Annotated in this window: 18 protein-coding genes; 11 read left to right on the top strand and 7 right to left on the bottom strand. The window is 57.9% G+C overall.

From position 1 onward, the window contains the following. The first annotated feature begins 48 nt into the window (after positions 1–48). Positions 49–873 (top strand): AraC family transcriptional regulator, encoded by an 825-nt coding sequence (locus G5315_RS14795; RefSeq protein WP_158111053.1) that lies wholly within the window; start codon positions 49–51, stop codon positions 871–873. Here the strand turns inward: G5315_RS14795 and G5315_RS14800 are convergent. After that, positions 803–1,036 carry a hypothetical protein gene (locus G5315_RS14800; protein ID WP_005342304.1) on the bottom strand — a complete coding sequence of 78 codons (234 nt, stop codon included), beginning with the start codon at positions 1,034–1,036 and terminating at the stop codon, positions 803–805. The two genes, G5315_RS14795 and G5315_RS14800, sit on opposite strands and share 71 nt — an antisense overlap. Positions 1,037–1,329: 293 nt before the next feature. Here G5315_RS14800 and G5315_RS14805 point away from each other — a divergent pair, with 293 nt between their 5' ends. Beyond that, the gene (locus G5315_RS14805) at positions 1,330–2,580 is read left to right on the top strand and encodes a valine--pyruvate transaminase (RefSeq protein WP_058056554.1); all 1,251 of its coding nucleotides are present in this window, start codon (positions 1,330–1,332) and stop codon (positions 2,578–2,580) included. 73 nt (positions 2,581–2,653) lie between these two features. Here the strand turns inward: G5315_RS14805 and G5315_RS14810 are convergent, their stop codons facing one another. After that, on the bottom strand, positions 2,654–3,094 hold the full coding sequence (locus tag G5315_RS14810; protein ID WP_005357182.1) for an Hsp20 family protein: 441 nt from the start codon (positions 3,092–3,094) through the stop codon (positions 2,654–2,656). A gap of 92 nt (positions 3,095–3,186) precedes the next feature. Further along, entirely contained in the window at positions 3,187–3,600 is a 414-nt protein-coding gene (locus G5315_RS14815) for an Hsp20 family protein (RefSeq protein ID WP_005339298.1), read from the bottom strand. 279 nt (positions 3,601–3,879) lie between these two features. Between G5315_RS14815 and G5315_RS14820 the strand changes: the two genes are divergently transcribed. Then, a complete protein-coding gene (locus G5315_RS14820; RefSeq protein WP_337073437.1) occupies positions 3,880–4,650 on the top strand; it encodes an MBL fold metallo-hydrolase in 771 nt (256 codons plus the stop codon). Positions 4,651–4,745: 95 nt separating this feature from the next. After that, a complete protein-coding gene (locus G5315_RS14825; RefSeq protein WP_421333281.1) occupies positions 4,746–5,705 on the top strand; it encodes a helix-turn-helix domain-containing protein in 960 nt (319 codons plus the stop codon). 104 nt (positions 5,706–5,809) lie between these two features. On the opposite strand, the gene gyrB is transcribed toward G5315_RS14825, so the two are convergent. From gyrB to dnaA, 4 genes are all read right to left on the bottom strand, one after another. Next, positions 5,810–8,221, bottom strand: coding sequence for a DNA topoisomerase (ATP-hydrolyzing) subunit B (gene gyrB / locus G5315_RS14830; RefSeq protein WP_076494165.1), 2,412 nt, complete (start codon positions 8,219–8,221; stop codon positions 5,810–5,812). Then, complete coding sequence (gene recF, locus G5315_RS14835) at positions 8,218–9,321, bottom strand: DNA replication/repair protein RecF (RefSeq protein WP_005339305.1); 1,104 nt, start codon at positions 9,319–9,321, stop codon at positions 8,218–8,220. The genes gyrB and recF overlap by 4 nt, the downstream gene beginning before the upstream one ends. Positions 9,322–9,323: 2 nt before the next feature. Continuing rightward, positions 9,324–10,427, bottom strand: coding sequence for a DNA polymerase III subunit beta (gene dnaN / locus G5315_RS14840; protein ID WP_005339306.1), 1,104 nt, complete (start codon positions 10,425–10,427; stop codon positions 9,324–9,326). A gap of 83 nt (positions 10,428–10,510) precedes the next feature. Then, positions 10,511–11,881: a chromosomal replication initiator protein DnaA gene (gene dnaA / locus G5315_RS14845; RefSeq protein ID WP_005339307.1), complete on the bottom strand. Its 1,371-nt coding sequence runs from the start codon at positions 11,879–11,881 to the stop codon at positions 10,511–10,513. Positions 11,882–12,192: 311 nt separating this feature from the next. Here dnaA and G5315_RS14850 point away from each other — a divergent pair, with 311 nt between their 5' ends. The 7 genes from G5315_RS14850 (at position 12,193) to yidC (ending at position 16,998) form a co-directional block, all read left to right on the top strand. Further along, the gene (locus G5315_RS14850; protein WP_005339308.1) at positions 12,193–12,951 is read left to right on the top strand and encodes an amino acid ABC transporter substrate-binding protein; all 759 of its coding nucleotides are present in this window, start codon (positions 12,193–12,195) and stop codon (positions 12,949–12,951) included. Next, positions 12,952–13,620 carry an amino acid ABC transporter permease gene (locus G5315_RS14855; protein ID WP_019445518.1) on the top strand — a complete coding sequence of 223 codons (669 nt, stop codon included), beginning with the start codon at positions 12,952–12,954 and terminating at the stop codon, positions 13,618–13,620. Between the two features lie 12 nt (positions 13,621–13,632). After that, positions 13,633–14,367 (top strand): amino acid ABC transporter ATP-binding protein, encoded by a 735-nt coding sequence (locus G5315_RS14860; RefSeq protein WP_005339311.1) that lies wholly within the window; start codon positions 13,633–13,635, stop codon positions 14,365–14,367. Positions 14,368–14,637: 270 nt separating this feature from the next. Then, on the top strand, positions 14,638–14,772 hold the full coding sequence (gene rpmH, locus G5315_RS14865) for a 50S ribosomal protein L34 (RefSeq protein ID WP_005307156.1): 135 nt from the start codon (positions 14,638–14,640) through the stop codon (positions 14,770–14,772). Next, complete coding sequence (gene rnpA / locus G5315_RS14870; protein ID WP_005342318.1) at positions 14,772–15,131, top strand: ribonuclease P protein component; 360 nt, start codon at positions 14,772–14,774, stop codon at positions 15,129–15,131. Before rpmH ends, rnpA begins: the two co-directional genes overlap by 1 nt. Further along, a complete protein-coding gene (gene yidD, locus G5315_RS14875) occupies positions 15,098–15,346 on the top strand; it encodes a membrane protein insertion efficiency factor YidD (protein ID WP_075116235.1) in 249 nt (82 codons plus the stop codon). The genes rnpA and yidD overlap by 34 nt, the downstream gene beginning before the upstream one ends. 5 nt (positions 15,347–15,351) lie before the next feature. Beyond that, complete coding sequence (gene yidC / locus G5315_RS14880) at positions 15,352–16,998, top strand: membrane protein insertase YidC (RefSeq protein WP_421333282.1); 1,647 nt, start codon at positions 15,352–15,354, stop codon at positions 16,996–16,998. Positions 16,999–17,002 lie beyond the last annotated feature (4 nt).

Raw genomic sequence — 17,002 nt, forward strand, 5'->3', positions numbered from 1 at the left:
ACTGTCTGATTACAATAAGAAGGACTATAAACATCAAAAATCGGACATATGGCCTTTATTCTTCCCGATCACCCTTTTGACCCCGACCAGCTGACCGGCTGCGTGATCGGCATTGCCTCCGCCCTTGGCTGGCACGACTCGGGCCTGCATCAACATCAGCGTCATCAGCTGCTGTTCGCCCAATCCGGCTGCATGACTATGGAACTGGAAGGTCGGGTCTGCCTGCTGCCGCCCACCCGCGCCGCCTGGCTGCCTGCTGGCACCGAACACCGGATCTTGATGCGCGGTGTGGTGGCCTACCGCTCTCTCTACTTCCAGCCGCACCCCGAGTTGCCCGGCACGGTCGAAGTGCTGGCGGTCAATCCGCTGCTGCACGAACTGATCGAACGGATGGCGCTCTGGCCGTGGGACAAACCGCAAGAGCAGCAACAACGGACGGTGGCACTGTTTATGGAGGAGTTGGGGCAGGCGCCGCGGGAGTCGTGGCAGTTGCCGCTGCCGACGGATCCCAGACTGGGCGGCTGGCTACAGCAGTTGAAACGGGGAGATGCCCTGCCCGATCGGCTCAACCGGCTGGCCGAACGGGTGGGTGCCAGTGACAAGACCATTGGCCGCATCTTCATGCGGGAGACCGGCATGAGCTATCAGGCGTGGCGCCAGCAGTGGCGGCTGTTGCGCGCCATGGAGCTGCTGGCAGAAAGCGAGTCCATCAGCCGGATTGCCGCTACGCTGGAGTTCTCCAGCGACAGCGCCTTTATCAGCTTCTTCAAACAACATACGGGACAGACCCCCCTGCGCTACCTCAGCTCTCGGGGTGAGTCGCCACAGCCTGGCTCGCCTCCACCACCAGGGTATCCAGCGCCAGCGGCTTGAGATTGTGCAGCGCATCCTGCACCACGGCATGGGATGCCTGTTGCAACTCGCTCTGCACATCCTGCTCCAGCTGGGCACTCTCCAGCTCGGGCCGCGGGTTTTCGTTGGCCATCACGTTCAGGCTCAGGGCACTCACAATCAGGGTAGCGATCAGGCTTTTCATCTGGTTTGCTCCGGTATGGTTGAGATGACCAGATAGCTATTCCAATAGTTGTGCCAATCCTCACGCAATTCATAACATGATGATTTTGTTTAAATTAACTATATATCGATACCAAATTGAGTCGCAAAATGCATCCCGCTCGGTCATTTTTAAACCAACAGTTGGTGCTTTTAACCACGCTTGATTTTTGCACCATGTTCCACGTGGAACGTCCCATCTTTTTGATCGACACCCGCTTTTAAACTGAGCTATGGTGCTACATCCCCGTAACTCAAATCTGGATCTGTCACTGAATGGAATTTTCCTTGTTCGGCGAGAAGTTCACTCGCCACGCCGGTATTACCCAACTCATGGATGACCTCAATCAGGGGCTGACCAATCCGGACGCAATCATGCTGGGTGGCGGCAATCCAGCCCCGATCCCCGCCATGCTGGAGCGCTTTCAGGCCGAGGCCAAGAGCCTGCTCGACAACGGCGAGCTGGTCAAAGCGATGGCCAACTACGACGGCCCGCAAGGCAAAGACAGGTTCACCAAAGCGCTGGCCGCCCTGCTCAGCAAGGAGCTGGGATGGGATATCTCGGCCCGCAATATCGCCCTGACCAACGGCAGCCAGAATGCCTTCTTCTACCTGTTTAACCTGCTGGCCGGCGAATTTGCCGATGGCCGCAAGAAGAAGGTGCTGTTCCCGCTTGCCCCCGAATACATCGGCTATGCCGACTCGGCGCTGGCCGACGACTACTTCGTGGCCTACAAGCCCACCATCGAGAAGCTGCCCGATGGCCAGTTCAAATACCACGTGGATTTCGAGAGCCTGCAGGTAGGTGACGACATCGGGGTGATCTGCGTCTCCCGCCCAACCAACCCCACCGGCAATGTGCTGACCGACGAAGAGATCGAACACCTCGATCAGATTGCCCGCGACAAGGGGATTCCGCTGCTGATCGACAACGCCTACGGCGTCCCCTTCCCGGGCATCATCTTCAGCGAAGCCAAGCCATTCTGGAACGCCAACACCATCCTCTGCATGAGCCTCTCCAAGCTCGGCCTGCCAGGCACCCGCTGCGGCATCGTCATCGCCGACGAGAAGATCATCCAGGCCATCACCAACCTGAGCGGCATCATCAATCTGGCGCCGGGCAGTCTGGGGCCCGCCATCACCATCCCGATGATCGAGAGCGGCGATATCATCGCCCTCAGCGAACAGGTGGTGAAGCCCTTCTATCAGCAAAAGGCGGAGCTGGCGGTGCAGCTGCTGCGCGAAGCGATCCCCGACCCGCGCTTCCACATTCATAAACCGGAAGGGGCCCTCTTCCTCTGGCTCTGGTTTGAAGGCTTGCCGATCCACTGTCAGGAGCTCTATGAGCGACTGAAGGCGAAAAACCTGCTGATCGTGCCGGGTCACTACTTCTTCCCCGGCATCGACGACCCAGAGTGGCGCCACAGCCAGGAGTGCATCCGCCTCAACTACTCCCAAAGCGAGGAGCTGGTTCGCCGCGGCATCGCCATTCTGGCGGACGAGATCAACACCCTCTACGCTGGTTAATCCAACCCAGCGATACAAAAACAACAAAGGCCTGCAGATGCAGGCCTTTGTTGTTTATCGCGATCCGGTTTGCTTAACCGGGCAACGCCAGCTGCTCGGGTTTGCCGATGGGGATGGCCCGAGGCTTGAGCGCCTCCGGCAGCTCGCGAGCCAGATCGATGGTTAGCAGACCATGCTCCAGCTTGGCACCCTGCACTTCCACGTGTTGGCTCAGCTTGAAGGCGAGCTCGAAGTCGCGCTCGGCAATCCCCTGATGGAGGAACTGACGCTCACCGGCCGCAGCCCCTTTGCGCCCCTTCACCTTGAGGGTGCCGTTTTCGGTCTCCAGCTCCAGCTCTTCGCGCTCGAAGCCAGCCACGGCGACCGTGATGCGATAGCCATCCTGATCACGCTTTTCAATGTTGTACGGGGGGTAAGCTGCGGTCTTCTGATCAAACAGACCTTCCAGCTCACGGGCCATCCGCTCGAAGCCGACAGCGTTGGAATAGAGATGAGAAAAATCGAGGTTACGCATAATCCTATCCTTCTAATAAGCAACAGGTTCAACTCTCCACAGGCCCGTCATCGGCACCCGGGAAATTTTAAAATTTCAGTGAATTCAGGCTATCAGCCGTTGATCTCGATCTTGCGCGGCTTCATCGCCTCGGGCACTTCACGCACCAGTTCGATGTGCAGCAAGCCGTTTTTCAGGTCGGCCCCTTTCACCCGCACATAGTCGGCCAGCTGGAAGCGGCGCTCGAAACCACGTTCGGCGATCCCCTGATAGAGATAGTTGCGCCCGGTGTCGGCCTGCTTGTTGCCCTTCACCGTCAGCAGATTTTCCTGGAAGCTCAGCTCCAGCTCTTCCTGGGTAAAGCCCGCCACCGCCATGCTGATGCGGTAGTCGTTGTCACCCAGCTGCTCGATGTTGTAGGGGGGATAACCGGCATTGCCATTGCTGGCCGCAGATTCGATGAGATTGGCCAGACGATCGAAACCGATGGCAGAACGATAGAGCGGAGAAAAGTCGATAGAACGCATAGTATTACCCTCTTGTGAGCGATAACGGATGTTTTGCCCTCCTTATGGACGGGCGCCTGGTCGAAACCTCTGTCGAGCGTTCCGGCCTTGTTACCTATATAGGGGCTCACTTTTTCCTTTCAAGGGGATTTTTTCAAATTTATAAATGGCCGCGCCGACCTGTAGAACATCAACCTGTTGGCCCGATAGTGATGATAATCGACCCGTGGGCCACTGATGACAACTCGCTCCGTCTCCCATAATTGGTTGCATATCCACCAGCCAACATGGAGCCATCCCATGAAGATTACTCAGGTTCGCAACGCCACCTTGCTGCTCGACTATGCCGGCACCCGCTTTCTGATCGACCCCATGCTCTCGGCCAAGGGGGCCTTCCCCGGCTTTGAGGGCACCGCCAACAGCCAGCTGCGCAATCCGCTGGTCGAGCTGCCGCTGCCGATCAATGAGCTGGTCGATGTGGACGCCGTTATCGTCACCCACGACCATCCCGACCACTGGGATGATGCCGCCAGAGCCCTGATCCCCAAACATCTGCCGCTCTTGGTACAACATCAGAAAGATGCTGATGCCATTCGTGCCAGTGGCTTTGAGGATGTGCGCCTGCTGAGCGACCAGCCCGAGTTTGCCGGCATTCGCCTGCAGCAGACCGGTGGCCAGCACGGCAGCGACCAGTTGATGGCGGTACTGGGCGAGCGAATGGGAGAAGTGTGCGGTGTGGTCTTCTCCCACCCCGATGAACAGAGCCTCTATCTGGCCGGTGATACCATCTTGCATCCCTCGGTCAAACAAGCCCTGCAACAGCATCAACCCGAGGTCATCATCCTCAACTGTGGCGATGCACAGGTGCCCGGACTCGGTTCCATCATCATGGGCAAGGAGGATGTCGCCGCCGTTTATCAGGCCGCACCGCAAGCCACGCTGATCGCCAGCCATATGGAGGCGGTCAACCACGCCGTGCTGTCACGTCAGGAACTTCATACCTATCTGACCGAGCGAGGCATGATGGATCGGGTGTGGATACCGGCGGATGGCGAGGCTCTCTCGCTGTAACTGACTGGGCCATGCCGAACAGCGCGCATGGCCCTTCGGCTTTCACTGCCAAACGCTTATGATGAGAGGTCTGCGCGTAGAGAGGAGCCAACACCATGACCACCCCGATCGTTGCCGTGGTGACCTTCGATCACTTCAGCCTTTTTCACTGCGCCGTCCCCTGCCTCATCTTCGGCGATATTCTGCCGGGCCAGCCGCTGTTCGAGCTCAAGATCTGCTGCGGCGATGGCAACCGCCACGCACACTCGGCACAAGGCTTCACCATTCAGGCCTCCTATGGGCTGGAGGTGCTGGCCGAGGCGGAGATCATCGTCATCCCCTTCTGGCACGACCCGGCAGCACGGCCACCCGCAGCGCTGCTCGATGCCCTGATTGCCGCCAGAGCCAGAGGTGCCAGGCTGGTCGGGCTCTGTCTTGGCACCTATGTGCTCGCCTACGCCGGACTACTTAATGGTCGCAAAGCATCGACCCACTGGGAGTACGAACAGGATTTCTGTCGCCGCTTTCCTTGCGTGCAGCTCGATACCAACGCCCTCTATGTGGATGACGATGGGCTGGTCACCTCGGCAGGTACCGCCGCCGGACTGGACTGCTGCCTCTATCTGGTACGCCAGTACCACGGCTCGGCCATCGCCAACAAGGTGGCGCGGCGGCTGGTGATCCCGCCTCACCGGGAAGGGGGCCAAGCCCAGTTTATCGAACAGCCGGTGCCCGCCTCCACCCGCGATGTCAGGATGAACCAGTTGCTCGATCACCTGCGTGCCCATCTGGCCGAACCCCACACCCTGGATTCTCTGGCGGCCCACACCCTGATGAGCCGCCGCACCTTTACCCGCCGTTTTCATCAGGCTACCGGCCTCTCGGTGGGTGAATGGCTGCTGGCGGAGCGGCTCAGGCGCAGTCAGGAGCTGCTGGAGGTAAGCGGCCATTCAATCGATCGCATTGCCGAGCTGGTTGGCTTCAAGAGTGCCACCTCTTTGCGCAACCACTTCCGCGGCCGCTTTGCCATCTCCCCCAGCGAGTGGCGACGATCTTTTCGTGGCCAAAACCCCTGATACCAAAGCACGATGTTTCACGTGGAACGTGCAACTTCTTTCGCCCAAAAACAAAAAGCCGCTCACAGGGAGCGGCTTTTTTTATATCGAGCTGACAGCGTCGATTAGACGTCGAGGTTGGCTACGCGCAGGGCATTGGTCTCGATAAAGTCACGACGGGGCTCAACGGCATCACCCATCAGGGTGGAGAAGAGCTGGTCAGCACCGACGGCGTCGTCGATGGTGACGCGCAGCATGCGACGAGCTTCCGGATCCATGGTGGTTTCCCAAAGCTGGTCAGGGTTCATCTCACCCAGCCCTTTATAGCGCTGGATGTAGATGCCGCGTTTGCCTTCACCCATCAGCCACTCGACGGCTTCGACGAAGTTGGCAACCGGTTTGACCTTCTCGCCACGCTTGATGAAACCACCTTCCTCGATCAGGTTGGCGATCTCCTTGCCCAGCGAGACCAGTTGACGGTACTCACCGGACTGCAGGAAGTCGTAGCTGAGCGGATATTCGCGGTCGACACCGTGCTGACGTACCACGGCGTGCGGCACGTACAGGCTGCGCTCTTCATCACGACGAACCTGGATCTGGTACTGGATACCGTGGTTGCTCTCGTTGAGCACGGCTTCCATACCCTGACACCAGGCCAGCAGATCGCTCTCGCTGTTCAGCAGCGCTTCGTTCAGCTCCGGCTGATAGATCAGCTGGGTCAGCACGGCTTCGGGCGCACGACGAGACATGCGGGTGATCAGGTGAGTCACCGAGCGATGCTGGTTGACCAGACGCTCCAGCGCCTCGCCACCGATGGCCGGAGCAGACTCGTTGACGTGCAGGGTAGCACCGTCCAGCGCCATGGCGGTCTGGTACTGCAGCAGCGCGTCTTCGTCTTTCAGATACTGCTCCTGCTTGCCCTTCTTCACCTTGTAGAGCGGCGGCTGGGCAATGTAGACATAGCCACGTTCGATGATTTCCGGCATCTGACGATAGAAGAAGGTCAGCAGCAGGGTTCGGATGTGCGCACCATCGACGTCCGCATCGGTCATGATGATGATGTTGTGATAACGCAGCTTGTCCGGGTTGTACTCGTCGCGACCGATACCGCAACCCAGTGCAGTGATCAGGGTGCCCACCTCTTGCGAGGAGATCATCTTGTCGAAACGGGCCTTCTCAACGTTCAGGATTTTACCCTTGAGCGGCAGGATGGCCTGGTTCTTACGGTTGCGACCCTGCTTGGCGGAACCGCCAGCAGAGTCCCCTTCCACTATGTAGAGTTCGGAGAGAGCCGGGTCTTTTTCCTGACAGTCAGCCAGCTTGCCGGGCAGACCGGCGATATCCAGCGCGCCTTTGCGGCGGGTCAGTTCGCGGGCTTTGCGGGCCGCTTCACGGGCACGGGCCGCATCGATGATCTTGTTGACCACGATCTTGGCATCGCCCGGGTTTTCCAGCAGGAAGTCCGCCAGCTTCTCACCCATCGCCTGCTCAACTGCGGTCTTCACTTCGGAAGAGACCAGCTTGTCCTTGGTCTGGGAGGAGAACTTGGGATCCGGCACCTTGACGGAGATAACGGCAATCAGACCTTCACGCACGTCGTCGCCACTGGCGGCAGACTTGGCCTTCTTGCTGTAATCCTCTTTGTCCATATAGGAGTTCAGAGTACGGGTCAGCGCGGTACGGAAGCCAACGAGGTGAGTACCACCATCCCGCTGCGGGATGTTGTTGGTGAAGCAGTAGACCCCTTCCTGATAGGCGTCGTTCCACTGCATCGCCACTTCAACGCCGATACCATCCTGCTCGGTGGTGAAATGGAACACCTTCGGGTGGATCGGGGTCTTGTTCTGGTTCAGGTATTCAACGAACGCCTTGATGCCACCCTCGTAGCAGAAATGCGCCTCACGGCCGTCACGCTCATCCATCAGACGGATGGAAACACCGGAGTTGAGGAAGGAGAGCTCGCGCAGGCGCTTGGCCAGAATCTCGTAGTGGAACAGGGTGTCGCTGAAGATGGTCGGGCTTGGCCAGAAGCGAACTTCTGTACCGGTGCCGGTGCTGTCGCCAATCTGCTTGAGCGGAGCTTGCGGCTCACCCAGATGATAGGTCTGTTCGTAGACGTGGCCGTTACGACGAATGGTCAGCAACAGCTTGTCAGAGAGGGCGTTAACGACGGAGACGCCGACGCCGTGCAGACCACCGGAAACCTTGTAGGAGTTGTCATCGAACTTACCGCCAGCGTGCAGCACGGTCATGATGACTTCGGCAGCGGAGCGGCCCTCTTCCGGGTGAATATCGACCGGAATACCACGGCCGTTATCACGCACGGAGACGGAGCCATCGGAATGGATCTTGACCTGAATATCGGAGCAGTAGCCAGCGAGCGCCTCGTCAATGGAGTTATCGACGACCTCGAACACCATGTGGTGCAGACCCGAGCCATCATCCGTATCGCCGATATACATCCCCGGGCGCTTGCGGACCGCATCCAGGCCCTTCAGCACCTTGATATTCGAGGAGTCGTAAGTATTTTCACTCATAGCTTACTCTCTGCCTTCTCTAACGTTTCGGAGATTTTACCCTGTTCCACGTGGAACAACTTGCAGTCATTCGCATCCATCATGTCTGCGAGCTGACCGGTGTCGATGGCGGTGATAAACACCTGGGACGCACACTGCTTCAGCCTTGCGGCCAGCAAGCGGCGCTTGTCGACATCCAGTTCAGAGGCAAAATCGTCAATTAAAAAAATACAGCCACGGCTGCTATGTTGATTCAAATAGAGCCCTTGGGCCAGTCGCATGGCGCAGACCAGCAACTTCAGCTGACCCCGGGACAAAATATCCTGAGCGGGTACCCCGTTAGCCTTGAGGCGAACATCGGCTTTCTGTGGACCGACACCGGTATAGCCCAGCGCCCGATCCCGCTCAAACCCCGCCTCCAGCAGATCGCCGAGGGGAGTATCTTTCTCCCAGCCCCGGTAAAAGCCGAGACTGATATCGAATTCCGGCAGAAAATCCGCCGTCATCTCCTTGATCAGGGGCGTAATGGCCTGACAATAACTGGCGCGAAACTCGGCCAGCTCACCACCCAGTCGCACCAGCTCCTGATCCCAGAACGCCAGCTGGCGGTACTGGGTGCTCTGGCGCAGTAGCGCATTGCGCTGTTTCAGCAGCCGCCGCACTCGTCCCCAGAGGGCAAAGAAGGTCGGCTCCTGATGGAAAACACCCCAATCGAGCCAGGCGCGGCGAGCCTGAGGCCCGCCCGTCAGCAGGTTGAAGCCATCGGGATGGATCAACTGCACCGGCAACAGCTCCGCCAAATCTGCCAGCCGCTGGGCCTGCGCCCCGGCAATCTTGAGCTGGGTCTCGCCACTCTTGTCTTTGGCAAGACCGATCGGTACCTGACGCCCTTCCAGTTCACACTGGGCAAACAGGGTAAAGGCCCTCTCCCCCTGGCGGATGACCCGCCCGGTCAAATGAGTGCGAAAGGAGCGCCCCAGACCAAGGTAGTGAATGGCTTCCAGCACGCTGGTCTTGCCGCTGCCATTGCACCCGACCAGAATGTTGAGGCCGGGCGACAGCTTGAGACTGGCTTGCTGGATATTGCGAAAGTCGCTGAGCTGGAGTTTGACCAGGGACACGACTAGATCCGCATCGGCATCACCACGTACTGAGCATCCTGATGTTCAAAATCCTCAATAATGGCACTGCTGATGGAATCGCTCAGGCTAATCCGAATTTGGTCACATTTTAACGTATTCAGCACGTCGAGCACATAAGAGACGTTAAAGCCGATCTCCATCTCGCCAGCGGCATATTGTACGTCAAGCAGCTCTTCGGCTTCTTCCTGTTCCGGGTTGTTGGCGGTGATGCGCAGCAGGTTTTCCTGCAGATTGAGACGCACCCCACGGAATTTCTCGTTGGAGAGGATGGCGGCGCGGGCAAACGCCTGACGCAGATCCTCACGGCCGGCGATGAGGGCCTTGTCGCTGTTGCGCGGAATGACGCGACGCCAGTCCGGGAAGCGGCCATCCACCAGCTTGGAGGTGAAGATGAAGCCATCGAGGGCGGCACGCAGGTTGCTGCGGCCGATCTGCAGCCGCACCGGCTTGTCTTCTGCTTCCAGCAGACGCACCAGCTCCAATACCCCTTTGCGCGGCAGAATAACCTGATGATCGGGCAGCGATTCCCCTACTACCTCGCGGCGGCAGGTGGCCAGACGGTGACCGTCGGTCGCCACGGTACGCAGACCGTGACCTTCACTCTCGAACAGCATGCCGTTCAGGTAGTAACGCACATCCTGGCTGGCCATGGAGAACTGGGTCGCATCGATCAGCTTCTTCAGCTCCAGCTGGCTGATATCGAACTCGAGCACGGATTCCCAATCCTCGATGTTCGGATACTCGGTCGCCGGCAGGGTCGAGAGGTTGAAGCGGGAGCGACCGGAGCGGATGATCAGGCGCTCGCCTTCGGTATTGAGACGGATCTCGGCGCCTTCCGGCAGACCACGGCAGATATCCAGCAGCTTGCGCGCCGGTACTGTGGTGCGGCCATCTTCGCTGGCCCCGTTCAGATAGACCTGACCGATCATCTCTACTTCGAGATCGGTACCGGTCAGTGACAGCAAACCGTTGCTGACATCAAGCAGCACGTTGCCGAGGATCGGCAGGGTCGGTCGGCCGCCGAGGGCGCCGGACACCAGTTGCAGAGGACGTAACAGGGCCTCACGGCTAATTTCGAGCTGCATCTGTGCTCTCCGTTGTGATTAGGAGGAAAAGATTCGGATCAGGTTGGAATATTCGCGCTGCATCTGTCCACTCGATTCCGTTATCAGGAAGAAAGGGTACGGATCAGGTTGGAATAGTCCTCCTTGATGTCGTGACTCTCCTCCTTCAGCTGCTCGATCTTGCGGCAGGCATGAAGAACGGTAGTGTGGTCACGGCCACCAAAGGCATCACCTATCTCCGGCAAACTGTGGTTGGTCAGCTCCTTGGCCAGTGCCATCGCCAGTTGGCGCGGACGGGCAACAGAGCGGGAACGACGCTTGGAGAGAAGATCCGCCAGCTTGATCTTGTAGTACTCCGCCACCGTCTTCTGGATGTTGTCGATGGTGACCAGCTTCTCCTGCAGTGCCAACAGGTCGCGCAGCGCTTCGCGCACGAAATCAATATTGATGGCACGGCCGGTGAAGTTGGCGTTGGCGATCACCCGGTTGAGGGCGCCTTCCAGTTCACGGACGTTGGATCGCAGACGTTTGGCAATGAAGAAGGCCACTTCGTCCGGCAGATGGATCTGGTTCTCGTCTGCCTTGCGCATCAGGATCGCGACACGTGTCTCCAGCTCCGGCGGTTCGATCGCCACGGTCAGGCCCCAGCCGAAGCGGGACTTGAGGCGATCCTCGACACCGTTGATCTCCTTCGGATAGCGATCCGAGGTCAGGATGATCTGCTGGTTACCTTCCAGCAAGGCATTGAAGGTATGGAAGAACTCCTCCTGGGAGCGCTCCTTGTTGGCGAAGAACTGGATGTCATCGATGAGCAGGGCATCGACGCTGCGGTAGTAACGCTTGAACTCTTCAATGGCGTTGTTTTGCAGCGCTTTCACCATGTCCTGAACAAACCGCTCGGAGTGCATATAGATGACTTTGGCATCTTTTTTACTCTCCTTGATGGCATTGCCAACGGCGTGCAGCAGGTGGGTTTTACCAAGGCCGGTGCCGCCATAGAGGAACAGCGGGTTGTAAGCACCACCCGGATTGTCCGCTACCTGACGGGCAGCCGCACGCGCCAACTGGTTGGACTTACCCTCGACGAAATTCTCGAAGGTATAGTTCACGTTGGTGTTGCTCTTGTGGTTCGGCTCGGGCTTGGCTTCAGCCTTGCTTTCCCAGCTCTTCTGCAAGTTATTCACAGGCGCGGCACCCTGTACCGGCGCTCTGGCGACAGCAACAGGATGGGGACGATTGCCTATATCAAAACGCAGGGCGGGGCCGTCGACCCCGCAGAGTTCGTTGATGATGCCGTTAACCCGGATGAGATACTTGTCTCGTACCCAGTCCAGAACAAAGCGATTCGGTGCATACAGGGTCAGAGTATTGTCACTCAACTCCGCTTGAAGCGGCCGGATCCACATGCTGAATTCTGCCGAGGGCAACTCATCTTGCAGCCGGTTAAGGCACTGCTGCCATAGCGAAGCAGTCACTCTAAACTCCTGTCGATTGATTAACTAAAGACCGGCTATTCTACGTTTTTAGCCGCCGGATCTCCAGCCATCGCCCGGTGGATCCAGCAAATAAGATCCTTGACTTTCAAGGATCCAGCGCCTTTGGATCGGATTTCATCCCCAAAGTTACCCACAGCTTGATCCACCGTCCGGATTAGTCGATCCCGTGCTTCTCTCCTGTTATTTCATATAACCAAATTTCATTTATTTTTTAAATTTTATTCCAATAACATCAGGGCCAAACCAGTTATTACAACTACAAATACAAGACATTGAGAGAGAGAAACACCATGAAAACATCCATCAAACTGATTTCCGGCGCAGCCATCCTGCTCGCCACCCTGTCCGGTCAGGCCATCGCCCAGGAGACCATCAAGGTCGGCATGTCTGGCAAATATTTCCCGTTCACCTTCGTCAAGCAGGACAAGCTGCAGGGCTTTGAAGTGGATATGTGGAACCAGATCGGCGAGCGTACCGGCTACAAGGTCGAATTCGTGACTGCCAGCTTCTCCGGCCTGTTCGGCATGCTGGAAACCGGCCGCATCGACACCATCTCCAACCAGATCACCATCACCGACGAGCGCAAGGCTAAGTACGACTTCTCCCAGCCTTACGTCTATGACGGCGCCCAGATCGTAGTACGCAAGGGCAACAGCACCATTCATGGCATCAAGGATCTGGAAGGCAAGAAGGTGGCCGTGAACCTGGGTTCCAACTTCGAAGAGCTGCTGCGCAAGAACGACCCGAACAAGAAGATCGATATCCGCACCTATGACTCCGCCTTCGAGCAGGATGTCGCCCTGGGTCGCATCGACGCCTTCGTGATGGACCGCGTCTCCACCGCCCAGCTGATCAAGGAGTCCAAGCTGCCGCTGCAACAGGCTGGCGCACCGTTCGAGACTATCGAGAACGCCCTGCCCTTCCTGAAGACCCCGGAGAAACAGGCGCTGCTGAAGAAGGTCGACGAGGCCCTGACTGCCATGCGCAAGGATGGCTCCCTGCGTCAGATCTCCGAGAAATGGTTCGCTTCCGACATCACCGACAAATAAATGATGGAATTTGACCTCGAATACACGCTGGGGCTGTTTCCCATCCTGCTCAAATACCTGGGCACCACGATGGAGATGGCCCTGTGGGGATTCGTGCTGGCACTCGTACTCTCGCTGGCCCTGGCGATAGTACGGGTGTTTCGCGTCCCCGCGATTCACTGGCTGGCGATGCTCTATATCTCGTTCTTTCGGGGTACACCGCTGCTCGTTCAGCTGTTCCTGCTCTACTACGGACTGCCGCAACTGTTCCCGATCTTCGTGGGGATGGATGCCTTTACCGCCGCCATCGTCGGTCTGACCCTGCACTTCGCCGCCTACATGGCCGAGTCGATCCGCGCAGCCATCCTCGGCATTCACAAAAGCCAGATGGAAGCGGCGCTCAGTATCGGCATGAGCCGTTATCAGGCGATGCAGCGGATCATCCTGCCGCAGGCGGCCCGTATCGCCACCCCGTCGCTGATGAACTACTTCATCGACATGATCAAGAGCACCTCGCTGGCCTTCACCCTGGGGGTGGCCGAGATCATGGGCAAGGCGCAAATGGAAGCCTCCTCTTCCTTCAAGTTCTTCGAGAGCTTTATGGCGGTGGCGCTGATCTACTGGGTGGTGGTGATCTTCTTTACCCGCTTGCAGCATCTGCTGGAAGTCCGTCTCAACCGTGCCTATTAAAGGAGGGCGTTCATGATCAAGCTAACCGGCCTCTCCAAGGCATATCACGGCAATCAGGTGCTCAACGGCATCGATCTGGAGGTCAAAAAGGGGGAAATTGTCGTCATCATCGGTCCCTCCGGCACCGGAAAATCGACCCTGTTGCGCTGCCTGAACCTGCTGGAGACCCCGGATGCGGGCACCCTTGCCATCGACGATCTCGAGCTGAATCTGGCCAAGGCCAGCGAACAGCAGGCGATCGAGCTGCGCAAGCGGGCCTCCTTCGTGTTCCAGAACTACGCCCTTTTTGCCAACAAAACAGCGCTCGACAACATCGCCGAAGGGCTGATCACCGTCTGGAAGCAGCCAAAAGCGGAGGCCCGCGCCACAGCGCTCGGCATCCTCAAGGACATTGGCCTCGCCGACAAGCAGGATGCCTATCCGGCCTCCCTCTCCGGCGGCCAGCAGCAACGGGTCGGCATTGGCCGCGCCATGGCGGCCCACTCCAAGGTGATCCTGTTTGACGAGCCCACCTCGGCCCTCGATCCCGAGTGGGTCGACGAGGTTTTGGGACTGATGAAAGAGTTGGCCCGCCAGCACCAGACCATGGTGGTGGTGACTCATGAGATTGAATTTGCTCGTGATGTTGCCGATCGGGTGATCTTCATGGAAGGAGGGCGGATCGTCGAGCAGGGCCCGCCGGATCAGATATTGGTCGATCCCAAGGATCCCCGTACCCGGGAGTTCTTGCGGAAAGTCCTTAAATAGCTCTCTCTTTGGCGGCCTGGCCGCCTTTTTTATTGAGGGATCCCTTGTTTAACCCCGGGTTGCCAGTATAATCCGGAGCCCTTGATCCTCTGGATCCTCACGCTCGGCAGTGGCCTTTTCAAGGCCATGGCAGGATGAGAGGGAACGGCGGATTGACTAAAAGCCGAACTCTGTTTAGAATTCGGCCTCTTTTGCTAGTCGTCACACGCTATAGCTGGCGCGTCGGCTAAGTGTGACAATCAAAACTGTACAGAAATACGGAATCGAATCATGAAACGTACTTTTCAACCGTCCAACCTGAAGCGCAAGCGCTCTCACGGTTTCCGCGCCCGCATGGCAACTGCCAACGGTCGTAAAGTTCTGGCCGCTCGTCGTGCCAAGGGTCGTGCCCGCCTGGTAGTCTAATGCCTACCCAGCACACCTTCTCTCGGGAGTTACGTCTGTTAACTCCCGAACACTTCAAACGCGTTTTCGCCGAGCCTGTCCGGGCCGCCTCTCCGCAGATTACCCTTCTCGCTTCTCCCAATTCGCTCGAACACCCTCGTCTTGGTCTCGCTGTGCCCAAAAAAGCACTCAAGCGTGCCGTTTGGCGTAATCGTGTCAAACGGGTGGTTCGGGAAAGTTTCCGCCTCAAACAACATCAGCTGCCCGCTATCGACATCGTGGTGATCGCCAAGGCCGGTGTGAAAGAGATGGATAACGAGGAACTGTTCAAGTTACTGGAAAAGCTATGGCGCACCCTGTCACGCCGTTGCAATGGGTAGCTATCAAACTGATACGCCTGTATCAGCTAATCATTAGCCCTCTGCTCGGGCCGCGCTGCCGTTTTACCCCGACTTGTTCCCAATTTGCGATAGAAGCCATCCGACTTCACGGTTTCATAAAAGGCGTTTGGTTAGCCAGCAAACGTCTATTAAAATGCCATCCCTTATCCGAGGGTGGTTATGACCCGGTTCCGCAACCAAAGCGAAGAAACTGAAAACTATGGAATCACAACGCAATCTACTCCTGATCGGTTTGCTGTTCGTGAGCTTTCTGCTCTGGCAACAGTGGGAGTCCGACAAGGCTCCGAAGCCGGCCCCGACGACCGTGGCCCAAACCGAACATTTCGTACCTGAAGCCGGTCAATCCGGTGATATTCCTCAGGTTTCCGAGCAAGCCAATGCGACTGCCGCACGCAAGCTGATCACCGTCTCCTCTGACGTGCTCAAGCTGACCCTGGATACCCAGGGTGGCGACATCGTGTCTGCCGAACTGCTGTCTCACAAACTGGAAGAGGGCAAGGACCAACCGTTCGTGCTGCTGACCAGCAAGCCTGAGCACCTCTATATCGCCCAGAGCGGTCTGGTGGGTCGCAACGGTCCGGACAGTCAGGCCGAAGGTCGTCCTACCTATGAAGCCGCCCAGACCAGCTATCAGCTGGCCGATGGTCAGGATCAAGTCGTCGTTCCGATGACCTGGACCGACAGCAAGGGCGTGGTCTTCACCAAGGAGTTCATCCTCAAGCGTGGCGACTATGCCGTTGGCGTTGATTACAAGATCGACAACAAATCTGCCGAGCCGGTTCAGGTGCAGTTCTATGGTCAGCTGAAGCAAACCGTAGCAACGCCGAAGGATCAGGAAGGTCATGCCATGGTAGCCAGCGCTTACCGTGGTGGTGCCTTCTCCACTGAAGATACCCGCTACAAGAAGTACACCTTCGACGAGATGAAGGATGCCGACCTGAACAAGACCACCAAGGGTGGTTGGGTCGCCATGCTGCAACACTACTTCGTCTCTGCCTGGGCTCCGAATGCCGACGATGCCAACAGCTTCTACAGCCGTGTGATCCCTGGTAAAGGCCAGGCCATCATCGGTTACAAGGCGCCGCTGGTTGACGTGGCTGCCGGCCAACAGGCCGAAGTGACCAGCAAGCTGTGGGTCGGTCCCAAGCTGCAAGACCAGATGGCCAAGGTGGCTAACCACCTCGACCTGACCGTCGACTACGGCTGGCTGTGGTTCATCGCCCAACCGCTGCACTGGCTGCTGACCGTGTTCCACGGTTTCGTCCAGAACTGGGGTCTGGCCATCATCATGCTGACCCTGCTGGTGCGCGGCATCATGTTCCCGCTGACCAAGGCCCAGTACACCTCCATGGCCAAGATGCGCATGCTGCAACCCAAGATTGCGGCCCTGCGCGAGCGCTTCGGCGATGACCGCCAGAAGATGTCTCAGGGCATGATGGAGCTGTACAAGAAGGAGAAGGTCAACCCGCTGGGTGGCTGCCTGCCGATCCTGGTTCAGATGCCGATCTTCATCGCCCTTTACTGGGCACTGATGGAGTCCGTTGAACTGCGTCACGCGCCGTTTGCCCTGTGGATCACTGACCTGTCAGTGAAGGACCCCTTCTTCGTGCTGCCAATCCTCATGGGTGCCTCCATGTGGTATCTGCAGAAGATGAGCCCGACCACCATCACCGACCCGATGCAGCAGAAAGTGATGCAGTTCATGCCGATCATCTTCACTTTCATGTTCCTCTGGTTCCCGGCAGGCCTGACTCTTTACTGGCTGGTGAGCAACGTCATCTCCATCATCCAGCAGACCATCATCTATCGTCAGCTGGAGAAGAAAGGACTGCATTCACGCAGCTAATCTT

The organism is Aeromonas sp. 603607, assembly GCF_049171595.1.
Taxonomy (GTDB): domain Bacteria; phylum Pseudomonadota; class Gammaproteobacteria; order Enterobacterales; family Aeromonadaceae; genus Aeromonas; species Aeromonas veronii.